The 11,902-nt window shown below is 65.0% G+C and carries 10 protein-coding genes; 8 read left to right on the plus strand and 2 right to left on the minus strand.

The window, feature by feature from the left end; translation table 11 throughout:
• The first annotated feature begins 155 nt into the window (after positions 1-155).
• From H3221_RS24330 to H3221_RS24355, 6 genes are all read left to right on the plus strand, one after another.
• Complete coding sequence (locus H3221_RS24330) at positions 156-983, plus strand: FAS1-like dehydratase domain-containing protein (RefSeq protein WP_196476928.1); 828 nt, start codon at positions 156-158, stop codon at positions 981-983.
• A 73-nt stretch (positions 984-1,056) separates the two neighbouring features.
• Positions 1,057-2,220: an acyl-CoA dehydrogenase family protein gene (locus H3221_RS24335; RefSeq protein WP_196476929.1), complete on the plus strand. Its 1,164-nt coding sequence runs from the start codon at positions 1,057-1,059 to the stop codon at positions 2,218-2,220.
• A gap of 108 nt (positions 2,221-2,328) precedes the next feature.
• Positions 2,329-3,681 (plus strand): MmgE/PrpD family protein, encoded by a 1,353-nt coding sequence (locus H3221_RS24340; protein WP_196476930.1) that lies wholly within the window; start codon positions 2,329-2,331, stop codon positions 3,679-3,681.
• 66 nt (positions 3,682-3,747) lie between these two features.
• Positions 3,748-4,950, plus strand: coding sequence for a CaiB/BaiF CoA transferase family protein (locus H3221_RS24345; protein ID WP_196476931.1), 1,203 nt, complete (start codon positions 3,748-3,750; stop codon positions 4,948-4,950).
• A gap of 175 nt (positions 4,951-5,125) precedes the next feature.
• Positions 5,126-5,953 (plus strand): HpcH/HpaI aldolase/citrate lyase family protein, encoded by an 828-nt coding sequence (locus H3221_RS24350; RefSeq protein ID WP_196476932.1) that lies wholly within the window; start codon positions 5,126-5,128, stop codon positions 5,951-5,953.
• 74 nt (positions 5,954-6,027) lie between these two features.
• Positions 6,028-7,023 carry a TRAP transporter substrate-binding protein gene (locus H3221_RS24355; protein ID WP_196476933.1) on the plus strand — a complete coding sequence of 332 codons (996 nt, stop codon included), beginning with the start codon at positions 6,028-6,030 and terminating at the stop codon, positions 7,021-7,023.
• 192 nt (positions 7,024-7,215) lie between these two features.
• Here the strand turns inward: H3221_RS24355 and H3221_RS24360 are convergent, their stop codons facing one another.
• Positions 7,216-8,151 carry a hydroxymethylglutaryl-CoA lyase gene (locus H3221_RS24360; protein ID WP_196476934.1) on the minus strand — a complete coding sequence of 312 codons (936 nt, stop codon included), beginning with the start codon at positions 8,149-8,151 and terminating at the stop codon, positions 7,216-7,218.
• Positions 8,152-8,336: 185 nt separating this feature from the next.
• Positions 8,337-9,539 (minus strand): CaiB/BaiF CoA transferase family protein, encoded by a 1,203-nt coding sequence (locus tag H3221_RS24365; protein WP_196476935.1) that lies wholly within the window; start codon positions 9,537-9,539, stop codon positions 8,337-8,339.
• A gap of 168 nt (positions 9,540-9,707) precedes the next feature.
• Here H3221_RS24365 and H3221_RS24370 point away from each other — a divergent pair, with 168 nt between their 5' ends.
• Positions 9,708-10,628 carry a LysR family transcriptional regulator gene (locus H3221_RS24370; protein ID WP_196476936.1) on the plus strand — a complete coding sequence of 307 codons (921 nt, stop codon included), beginning with the start codon at positions 9,708-9,710 and terminating at the stop codon, positions 10,626-10,628.
• A 118-nt stretch (positions 10,629-10,746) separates the two neighbouring features.
• Positions 10,747-11,751 carry a DctP family TRAP transporter solute-binding subunit gene (locus H3221_RS24375; protein WP_196476937.1) on the plus strand — a complete coding sequence of 335 codons (1,005 nt, stop codon included), beginning with the start codon at positions 10,747-10,749 and terminating at the stop codon, positions 11,749-11,751.
• Positions 11,752-11,902 lie beyond the last annotated feature (151 nt).

The following is an 11,902-nucleotide window of genomic DNA, read 5'->3' on the forward strand; positions in this document are numbered from 1 at the left end:
TGACGAAAAGCTCGCGGCTGAAGCCCTCCCACAGGTGCGAATGGGCGTAGTGTGTTCAGCATAACCGAACGCTGGTTTAAATAAATGCGGATTCTCTGAACGCAAGCGGCGTCGCATGCTCCAGCTCACACAAGAACCGAGCTGGAACCTGCCCCATGAGTGATTCTGCTTTTTCCGCCTGGATCGGTCGTCGCGAAGAAGTTCACGACCAACTCAGTCGCAATCTGGTCAAGCGCATCGCGGCTACCTTTGGCGAAGTCACGCCGGCCCATGGCGAGGCGCTGCCGCCGCTGTGGCATTGGGCGTTCTTCCAGGAGCCGGTCGCCGAGAGCGGCCTGGGCGAAGACGGCCATCCGGCGCGCGGTGGCTTCCTGCCGCCGGCCGACAACCGCAATCGCATGTGGGCCGGCGGCCGTATCGAGTTCATCCAGCCACTGCGCGTGGGCGGCGAAGCCAGTCGGGTATCGACCATCAAGCACATCGAGGAGAAACACGGCCGCACTGGCGCGCTGCTGTTCGTCACCGTGCAGCACGACTACCTGCAGGACGGCCAGTTGGCCATCCGCGAGGAGCAGGACATCGTCTACCGCGAGCCCAGCCCGCCCAAGGCCAGCAGTGGCGAGCCGCTGGTCGCTGGTGACTGGCGCGAGGCGGTCACGCCGTCCAGCACCCTGCTGTTTCGCTACAGCGCAGTGACCTTCAACGGTCACCGCATCCATTACGACTGGCCCTATGTCACCGAAACCGAAGGCTACAGCGGCCTGGTGGTGCACGGCCCGCTGATTGCCACCCTGAACCTGCGCGCCTTCTGCCGCGCCAACCCGCAGGTGCGCCTGCGCCGTTTCGCCTATCGCGGCCTGCGCCCGCTGATTGCGCCGCAGCCGTTCGAGGTTGGTGGGCGTATCAGCGGCGAGGGCCTGGCCGAACTCTGGGCGGGCAACGAGGCCGGCCTGGCGCAGCGCGCCGAGGTGCAATTCGACTGATTGTGTAGCCCGGATGCAATCCGGGAAATCGCTCCCGGATTGCATCCGGGCTACGGCTTACCGAGGAACTGTGATGAACGCCTACAACAACGAAGAACTCAATGCCATCCGCGAAGGCGTGCGCGCCCTGTGTGCGGAATTTCCCGCCGAATACTGGCGCAAGATCGATGAGGAGAAAGGGTTCCCGGAAGCCTTCGTCAGCGCCATGACCGAGGCCGGCTGGCTGTCGGCGATGATCCCGGAGGAATACGGCGGTTCGGGCCTGGGCCTGGCCGAGGCGTCGGTGATCCTCGAGGAGGTCAACCACTGCGGTGGCAACTCCGGCACCATCCACGGGCAGATGTACAACATGTTCACCCTGCTGCGTAACGGCAGCGAGGAGCAGAAGCGCTACTACCTGCCCAAGCTGGCCAGCGGCGAACTGCGCCTGCAGTCGATGGGCGTCACCGAGCCGACCACCGGCACCGACACCACCAAGATCAAGACTACCGCCGTGCGCCGTGGCGACAGGTACGTGATCAACGGCCAGAAGGTATGGATCTCGCGCGTCCAGCATTCCGACCTGATGATCCTGCTGGCGCGCACCACGCCACTGGCCGAGGTGCAACGCAAGTCAGAAGGCATGTCGATCTTCCTGGTCGATCTGCGCGAAGCCATTGGCAACGGTCTGACCGTGCAGCCGATTGCCAACATGGTCAACCACGAGACCAACGAGCTGTTCTTCGACAACCTGGAAATTCCCGCCAGCAGCCTGATCGGCGAAGAGGGCAAGGGGTTCCGCTACATCCTCGACGGCCTCAATGCCGAGCGCACGCTGATCGCCGCCGAGTGCATCGGCGATGGCCGCTGGTTCATCGAGAAGTCCGCGCAGTACGCCCGTGATCGTGTGGTGTTCGGCCGCCCCATCGGACAGAACCAGGGCGTGCAGTTCCCCATCGCCGAGGCGCACATCGAGATCGAGGCCGCCGACCTGATGCGCTGGCGCGCCTGCGAGGAATACGACGCCGGGCGCAATGCCGGTGCCGCCGCCAACATGGCCAAGTACCTGGCGGCCAAGGCCAGCTGGGAGGCGGCCAACGCCTGCCTGCAGACCCACGGTGGCTTCGGCTTCGCCAACGAATACGACGTCGAGCGCAAGTTCCGCGAAACCCGCCTGTACCAGGTCGCGCCGATCTCCACCAACCTGATTCTGAGCTACGTGGCCGAGCACCTGCTCGAGCTGCCGCGTTCGTTCTGACTGTAAACGTAGGGTGGAGCGGGCGCGTAGCTGTCGCTTTTACATCCACTACCTGCATGACGGAAGACGCATCGCGGTTTTCCGCCCGACGAATTGGAGAGCATCAAGATGAGTCAGCACACCCAGGCATTGGCTGGATTTCTCGCCAAACTGTCCTACGAGCAGATTCCCGAGCACGTGCTGGATCGCACCGAAGACCTGTTCCTCGACTGGCTGGGCTCGGCACTGGCCAGCGAGGGCGCGCGGCCGATTCCGCTGTTCGAGGCCTACGCGCAGAAGATGGGCCCGGCCGATGGCCCGGCGCGCATCCTGGTCAACGGTCGCGGCACCTCGGCGTACTTCGCCGCGCTGGTCAACGGCGCTTCTTCGCACCTGGTGGAGCAGGACGACCTGCACAACAGCTCGGTGCTGCATCCGGCCACCGTGGTATTCCCGGCGGCCCTGGCGGCCGCGCAGGACCTCGGCAAGTCTGGCCGTGAACTGCTGCTGGCGTCGGTGGCCGGCTACGAGGCGGGTATCCGCATCGGCGAATTCCTTGGTCGCTCGCACTACCGCATCTTTCACACTACGGCGACGGTCGGCACCTTGGCCGCTGCGGTGGCCGTGGGCAAGCTGCTGGATTTCGATCAGCAGCAGTTCATCCATCTACTTGGCAATGCCGGCACCCAGGCCGCCGGGCTGTGGGAGTTCCTGCGCGATGCCGCCGACTCCAAGCAACTGCATACGGCCAAAGCGGCGGCCGATGGTTTGCTGGCGGCGTACTTCACCGAGCAGGGCCTGACCGGCGCGCAGAACATTCTCGAGGGCGAGCAGGGCATGGCCGCTGGCATGTCGCGCGATGCCGACCCGAGCAAGCTGTCGGATCGTCTCGGCCGGCGCTGGGCGCTGGTGGAGACCTCGTTCAAGTTCCACGCTTCCTGCCGTCATACCCACCCGGCGGCTGACGCGCTGCTCGATCTGATGCAGCGCGAGGGCCTGCGTCACGAGCAGATCGAGCGCGTCATCGCCCGTGTGCATCAGGGCGCCATCGATGTACTCGGCCGCGTGGAGGTGCCGCGGACGGTGCACCAGGCCAAGTTCTCCATGGGCACCGTGCTCGGTCTGATCGCCGTGCATGGCGGCGCGCAACTGACCGAGTTCGCCAACCTGGCGTTGCAGGACCCAGCGGTGGCCGCCTTCCGTGACAAGGTGCTGATGCGCCTCGACCCCGAGGTGGATGTGGCCTACCCGCAGCGCTGGCTGGGCCGCGTCGAGGTGATCACTACCGATGGCCGCACTCTGCGTGGCGCCATCGACGAGCCCAAGGGCGACCCCGGCAACACCCTCAGCCGCGCCGAGCTGGAAGACAAGTTTCGCCGCCTGCTTGCCTTCGCCGGCAAGCGCAGCAGCGATGAGGCGGGTGTGCTGATCGAGCGGGTCTGGCGCCTGCGCGAGACGGCTGACTTGAGCCAGCTGGCCTGACGGCGAGCTTCGATTTTCCGGTGGATCGATGAAGCGCGATCCACCCTACGGATCAGGGATCTGCACATGAACGACACACCACAACCGCGACCACTGGATGGCATCACCGTGGTCAGCCTGGAGCACGCCATCGCCGCGCCGTTCTGCACCCGCCAACTCGCCGACCTCGGCGCACGGGTGATCAAGGTCGAACGCCCCGGCAGCGGTGACTTTGCCCGTGGCTACGACGAGCGGGTCAGCGGCCTGGCCTCGCATTTCGTCTGGACCAACCGCTCCAAGGAAAGCCTGACCCTCGACCTCAAGCAGGACGATGCGATGCAGGTGCTCGGCAGCCTGCTGGCCAGTGCCGACGTGCTGGTACAGAACCTGGCACCGGGCGCCGCCGCGCGCATGGGCCTGTCGTTCGAGGCGCTGCACGAACGCTTTCCCAAGCTGATCGTCTGCGACATCTCCGGCTACGGCGAGGGCGGCCCGTACGAGCAGAAGAAAGCCTACGACCTGCTGATCCAGAGCGAGGGCGGCTTTCTCTCTGTTACGGGTGGGCCGGGCGAGGAGGAGATGGCCAAGGCCGGCTGCTCCATCGCTGATATCGCCGCTGGCATGTATGCCTACACCGGTGTGCTTTCGGCCCTGATGCTGCGCGGCAAGACCGGTGTCGGCAGCCGCGTCGACGTGTCGATGCTGGAAAGCCTGGTGGAATGGATGGGTTACCCGCTGTACTACGCCTACGACGGCGCCACGCCGCCATCGCGTGCCGGTGCCGCACACTCGACCATCTATCCCTACGGCCCGTTCCCGGCTGGTGACGGCGGCACGGTGATGCTCGGCCTGCAGAACGAGCGCGAATGGGCGGCGTTCTGCGACAAGGTGCTGGAGCAGCCGACGCTGGCCAGCGACGAGCGCTTTTGCGCCAACTCCAAACGCTCGGCCAATCGCGGTGAGCTGCGCGCCCTCATCGTCGAGGCCTTCTCGCGCATGAGCGCGGCGCAGGTCATCGAGCGCCTGGAGCAGGCGCAGATCGCCAATGCCCAGGTCAACGACATGGCTGGCGTCTGGGCCCATCCGCAACTTCAAGCGCGGCAGCGCTGGCGCCAGGTCGACAGCCCCAGCGGCAGCCTGCCGGCGCTGCTGCCGCCAGGGCGCAACAGCGCCTTCGAACCGCGCATGGACGCCATCCCGGCGCTGGGCCAGCACACCGATGCACTGCTCGCCGAGCTGGGCTACGCCGCCGGTGACATCCAGCGCCTGCATCAGCAGGGGGCCGTATGAGTCCGGCCGTAGCCCGGATGCAATCCGGGAATTTCTTGGCTGCCATCAGACCGCTCCCGGATTTCATCCGGGCTACGCGCCGCAAGTCGCTACGTAGGGTGGACGACGCTTTTTTCGTCCACCAGTCGCTTGCCAACCGCGCAGCGCAAACGCCCGCGTTTGATGAGGACAGATCATGAGCAATCCGATCATTCGCAGCGCCCTGTTCGTGCCGGCGAGTCGCCCTGAGCGTATTCCCAAGGCGCTCGCCGTCGGTGCCGATGCGGTCATCGTCGACCTGGAAGACGCCGTGCAGGAGAGCCTCAAGATCGAGGCGCGGGCCAATCTCGATGCCTTCCTGGCGACCAATCCTGAAGCACGGCTGCTGGTGCGCATCAACGCACCGGAGCACGCCGGGCACGACGCCGATATCGAGCTGTGCGGCCGTCATGCCGGTGTCGTTGGCGTGTTGCTACCCAAGGTAGAAAGCGCTGCGCAGGTGGCGCGGGTGGCGGCCTGTGGCAAGCCGGTGTGGCCGATCATCGAGAGTGCGGCGGGGTTGCTGGCGCTGGCGGAAATCGCCCACGGCGAAGGCGTCGAGCGCCTGTCCTTCGGCGCCCTCGACCTGGGCCTGGACCTTGGCCTGAGCAGCGGCAGCGCAGCGGCCGAACGCATTCTCGATCAGGCTCGTTATGCCTTGCTGCTGCATTCGCGCACAGCCGGCCTGGCAGCGCCGCTGGACAGCGTATTTCCCGCCATCGAGGACCGCGACGGTCTGGCCCGTACGACGCGCGATGCGCGCGACATGGGCTTCGATGGTTTGCTCTGCATCCACCCGACCCAGGTGGCGATCGTCCACGACGCCTTGCGCCCGGCGGACCAGGAATTGGCCTGGGCACGTCGCGTCATGGCGGCGGCCAGCAGCGGCGAAGGCGTCTTCGTGGTGGACGGCCAGATGGTCGACGCACCTGTGCTCGGTCGCGCTCGTCGCCTGCTGCAGCGGGCGGGGGAGAAGCTTCCCTGAAAACCGGCCGGTGGCTGCGCGTCACCGGCCATTTTGTCCCACGTACCGACCTACAAAAACAATGAGGTAACGTCATGTTCAAACTCACCGCCAAGGCGCTCGCCTGCGCCGCCATCCTGTCCTGTGCCGGCCTGGTCCAGGCTGCCGAGGAACCCATCCTCATCAAGTTCGCCCATGTGGTGGCGGACAATACGCCCAAGGGCCAGGGGGCGTTGCTGTTCAAGCAACTGGCTGAAGAGCGCCTGCCAGGCCGTGTGAAGGTGGAGGTCTACCCCAACTCCTCGCTGTTCGGCGATGGCAAGGAAATGGAGGCGTTGCTGCTTGGCGACGTGCAGATGCTGGCGCCGTCGCTGGCCAAGTTCGAGCAGTACGCCAAGTCGGTGCAGATCTTCGACCTGCCGTTTCTGTTCGACGACATGGCCGCGGTCGATCGCTTCCAGGCCAGCCCTGAGGGGCGTGCTCTGCTGACCTCCATGGAAGACAAGAACATCACCGGCCTGGCCTACTGGCACAACGGGCTGAAGGTGATGTCGGCCAACAAGCCGCTGCGCGATCCGGCCGATGCCCGTGGCCTGAAATTCCGCGTGCAGGCTTCCGCTGTACTGGAAGAGCAGTTCAAGGCGGTGCGCGCCAACCCGCGCAAGATGAGCTTCGCCGAGGTTTATCAGGGTCTGCAGACGGGCGTGGTCAACGGCACCGAGAACACCTGGTCGAACTACTACAGCCAGAAGGTGCACGAGGTGCAGAAGTACATGACCGACTCCGACCATGGCCTGATCGACTACATGGTGATCACCAACACCACATTCTGGAAGGGTCTGCCGGATGACGTGCGTGCCGAGCTGGAAACGATCATGGCCGAGGTTTCCGTCGAGGTGAACAAACAGGCTGACGACCTCAACCGCACGGCCAAGCAGGATATCGCCAAGGCCGGCACCACCGAGATCATCGAACTGACTCCAGAGCAGCGCGCCGAATGGCGTGAGGCGATGCGCCCGGTGTGGCAGAAGTTCGAGAAGGAGATCGGCGCCGAGCTGATCCAGGCGGCGGAGAAGTCCAACCAGGGCTGAGCGCTTACCCTGAATGAAAACGCCCGGCTTGTGCCGGGCGTGTTCGTGTCGGATGAGGGCGTCGCGGCTAAAGCCCCTTCCACAATATCGGAAGGGCCTGGCCTTTTGGGTCAGGCGATTGGGTATGGCTAAAGCCGCCCGTTACGTAGGGTGCACCGCGCGCACCAATCACGCCATCGCCGGTACCAGACCTTACAGTCCCGCTTCCTGCATCCACTTCGGCTTGGGATAGCGGCGATCCGCTTTGCCCGCCTTGAGGATGGCGCCTGGCACCTCGTGGCCGATCAGGCCGGGCAGGGAAGCGGCAGCATCGAGCAGGGCATCGAGGTTCACGCCGGTGTCCAGGCCCATGCGCTGGAACATGTGCACCAGGTCTTCGGTGCAGATATTGCCGCTGGCGCCCGGTGCATAGGGGCAGCCGCCGAGGCCGCCGAGTGAGGCGTCGAAGCGGTCGATACCGGCATTCAGTGCCGCCAGGGCGTTGGCCAGGCCCATACCACGGGTGTTGTGGAAGTGCGCGGTGAATACCGCCTCGGGCCAGCGCAGCAGGGCTTCGCGGCAGATGCGCTCGACCTGCGCCGGGTCGGCCATGCCGGTGGTGTCGCACAGGGTCACGCCCTGCACGCCGATCTCCAGCAGACGCTCGGTCAGCTCATATACGCGGGCCTCGGGCACCTCGCCCTCGAAGGGGCAGCCGAAGGTGGTCGATAGCGAGGCATTGATGAATACGTCGCTGCCGCGGCTGACCTCGATGATCTCGCGAAACTGCGCCAGCGACTGCTCTGGCGTCATGCGCAGGTTGGCCAGGCCGTGGGTGTCGCTGGCGGACATTACCAGGTTGATCTCGTCCACTTCGCACGACAGCGCGCGTTCGCAGCCCTTCACGTTGGGTACCAGCACGGTGTACTCGACGCCGGCCACGCGCTGAATGCCGCGCATCACCTCTTCGGCATCGCGCAGGTTGGGGATGGCCTTGGGCGAGGTGAAGGAAGTCACCTCGATCTTGGCCAGGCCGGTGCGGGACAGGCGGTCGATCAGGGCGATCTTGTCTGCGGTGGGCACGAAGGCCGCTTCGATCTGGAAGCCGTCGCGGGTGGCGACGTCCTGGATGTAGAGGCGTTTGTTCATGGTGTGATCCTGGTTGTTGATCGTTCCTCACGCTCTGCGTGGGAATCCATCTTGCGACGCTCTGCGTCGGCTGTTGTTAGGGGCCGACGCAGAGCGTCCTGAGCGTGGGAGCTATCGGTCGTTCTTGATCGTTCCCACGTCGAGGCGTCGAACCGTCCGCGTGGGAACGATCTGCAGCCATCTGGCTAGATGATGCCGCGCTCGCGCAGGCCGGCGACCTGTTCCGCGCTCAGGCCGAGGCCGGCGAGGATGTCGTCGTTGTGCTCGCCCAACTGCGGGCCGCCGGTGCCGATACGGCCCGGTGTACGGCTCAGCTTGGGCAGCACGCCCGGTACCTTGAGCGGACCGACACTGGTCTGCACCTGCTCGATCATCTGCCGCGCCAGGTAGTGCGGGTCCTGCACGATGTCGGCGGCGGTGTAGGGATAGCCGGCCGGTACGCGCGCGCCCTTGAGCGCTTCGATCACTTCATCGCGGCCGCGCTGCGCGGTCCATTCGGCGATGGCACCGTCGATCAGCTCGGCGTGCTGGCTGCGCCCGTCGTTCTGCGCCAGGCGCGGGTCGTTGCCCAGGTCGTCGCGGCCGATCAGGCTCATCAGGCGCTTGTAGATGCTGTCGCCATTGCCGGCGATCAGCACGTAGCTGCCGTCGTTACAGGGGTAGGAGTTGGACGGCGTGATGCCGGGCAGGGCGCTGCCGGCCGGCTCGCGGACGTAGCCGAAGGCGTCGTATTCGGGGATCAGGCTTTCCATCATGGCGAACACCGACTCGTAAAGCGCCACGTCGATTTCCTGGCCTTCGCCGCTGCGCGCACGCTCCTGCAGGGCCAGCAGCACGCCGATCACGCCGTACAGCGATGACAGCGAGTCACCGATGCTGATGCCGACGCGCACCGGCGCCTGGCCGGGGTAGCCAGAGAGGTGGCGCAGGCCGCCCATGGCTTCGCCGATCACGCCGAAACCGGGCAGATCGCGGTAGGGGCCGGTCTGCCCGTAGCCGGAGATGCGCAGCATGATCAGGCGCGGGTTGATTGCCTTCAGCGCTTCGTAGCTCAGACCCCAGCCTTCCAGCGTGCCGGGACGGAAGTTCTCCACCAGCACGTCGGCCTCACTCACCAGGCGACGGACGATGTCCTGCGCTTCGGCCTGCTTCAGGTCGAGGGTCAGCGAGCGCTTGTTGCGCGACTGCACGTGCCACCAGAGCGAGGTGCCGTCCTTGATCTTGCGCCATTTGCGCAGCGGATCGCCGACGCCCGGCGGTTCGATCTTGATCACCTCGGCGCCGAATTCGCCGAGCAGTTTGCTGGCGAAGGGACCGGCGATGAGCTGACCCATCTCGATCACCTTGAGCCCCTGCAGGGCCATGTTGCTGTTATTGCTCTGAGTCATGGCTGCACCTGATTTGCCTGTGCGTTTCTCGTGGTGCGCAGAATGGCGCAGCGCAGCGGTGCCGACAATTGCCCAATGGCCAAGCTAGGCTTCGCGTATCGCGAAGTGGCATGCTGTTAATCAGGTATCTGGCAGTTTCACTTCGCCAGACACGAAATGGAGACCCTCATGCGCCGCATCGATTTCGTCACCCTCAAGCTGTTCGTGGCCATTGCCGACGAGCGCAGCCTGACTCGCGCTGCCGAACGCGAGCATCTGGCCCTGGCAGCGGTAAGCAAGCGCGTCAGCGACCTGGAAAACCAGCTCGGCATCGCGTTGCTCTATCGCCAGCCCAAGGGCGTCGAGCTGACCCCGGCCGGCCACGCGCTGCTGCACCACGCGCGCAACATGATGGACAACCTCGAACAGCTCAATGCCGACCTCAGCGAATTCAGCGAAGGCGTCAAAGGCCATGTGCGCATCCACGCCAACACCTCGGCGGTGATCGAGTTTCTGCCCGAGGATCTGGCCAGCTTCAGCCGCCTGCACCCGCAGGTGAAGATCGACCTGGAGGAGCGCGTCAGCAGCGAGACCATCCGCGCCGTGCGAGAGGGGTTGACCGATATCGGCATCTTCGCCGGCCACGTGCCGGCCGAGGACCTGCAGGTGTTCACTTACCGTCATGACCAACTGGTGCTGGTCACTCCGCGTGAGCATCCGCTGGCCGAACGCGACGGCCTGTTCCTGCGCGAGGCGGTGGGCTACGACTTCATCGGCCTGCAGCAGGACGCGTCCTTGCACGGCCTGCTACAGCACTCGGCGCACAGCCAGGGCGTGGCCTTGCGCCTGCGCATCCAGGTGCGCAGCTTCGAAGCCATCTGCCGGATGATCCACACCGGCATGGGCGTCGGTGTGTTGCCGGACCTGGCGGTGCGTACCTATTTGCCGGCGCTGGATGTGCGGGTGATCCCGCTGCACGATCCCTGGGCCCGGCGTGAGCTCAAGGTGGCGGTGCGCAATCAGGACAACCTTTCGCTGACCGCGAAGCAGATGCTCGATCACCTGAGAAACAGTGGCGCGGCAAGGGAGGGTTCTACGCTGCCTTCGTGAATGCCGAAGGCTCAGTTGTCCAAATGTGAATTTCAGCTTGTGGAAGGGCGCAGTAGAGTCCGGGCCAATCGAAGGGGGTTCTCCCTTGACGCTCAGACAAAAACAACAGGAGCTTTCCATGAAGTTTTCTTTCGTCCGTCGTGGCCTGGCCGGTGTGCTCGCCGGTTGCGCACTGCTTGGCGCACTCTCGGCACACGCAGCCGATCCGATCTTGATCAAGTTTTCCCATATCACCGCCGACAGTACGCCGAAGGGCCAGGGCGCGCTGCTGTTCAAGAAACTGGTGGAGGAGCGCCTGGCCGGCAAGGTCAAGGTCGACGTCTACGCCAACTCCTCGCTGTATGGCGATGGCAAGGAAATGGAAGCCCTGCTGCTCAACGAAGTACAGATGCTGGCGCCGGCACCGTCCAAGCTGGAGCAGTACACCAAGCAGCTGCAGCTGTTCGACATGATGTTCCTGTTCGATGACGTCGCCGCCGCGCAGCGCTTCCAGTCTTCGGACAAGGGCAAGGCGCTGCTCAAGTCGATGGAGAGCAAGGGCATCACCGGCCTGGCCTACTGGCTCAACGGCATGCGTCAGCTCACCGCCAACAAGCCGCTGGTGGAGCCGGCCCATGCCCGTGGGCAGAAATTCCGCGTGCAACCGTCCGACCTGCAGGCCGCGCAGTACAGCGCCCTGCGCGCGGTGCCGCGCAAGATGGCCTTCGCCGAGATCTACCAGGGCCTGCAGACCGGCGTGGTCAACGCCCAGGACAACCCCTGGTCGAACATCTACTCGCAGAAGTACTTCGAGGTGCAGAAGTACATGACCGAGTCCAACCATGCCATCGGCAACTATCTGCTGATCACCAACACCCGGTTCTGGAACGGCCTGCCGGCGGATATCCGCAGCGAACTGGAACAGATCGTCGACGAGGTGACCGTCGAGGTGAACAAGCAGGCAGAGGCGCTGAATACCGAAGCGCGCCAGGCCATCGTCGCCACCGGCAAGAGCGAGATCATCACCCTGACGCCCGAGCAGCGTGCCGTCTGGCGTGACGCCGTGCGCCCGGCGTGGAAGAAGTTCGAGGCCGAGATCGGCAGTGATGTGATCGAAGCCGCGCAAGCCGCCAACCAGCCGTAAGCCTTACAGCCGCCCCGGGCCCACGCACCCGGGGCGGCCTCTCATTCGCCGTCGCCTAAGACGGCGTTTGCCAATGACGAATATCGCGCCGGTCCTGGCTCGGTTAGATTCGCCTCACTCCTTAAAATCACAACAATGCTCGGAGATGCCG

This window comes from Pseudomonas chaetocerotis (genome assembly GCF_015712105.2).
Classification (GTDB): domain Bacteria; phylum Pseudomonadota; class Gammaproteobacteria; order Pseudomonadales; family Pseudomonadaceae; genus Aquipseudomonas; species Aquipseudomonas chaetocerotis.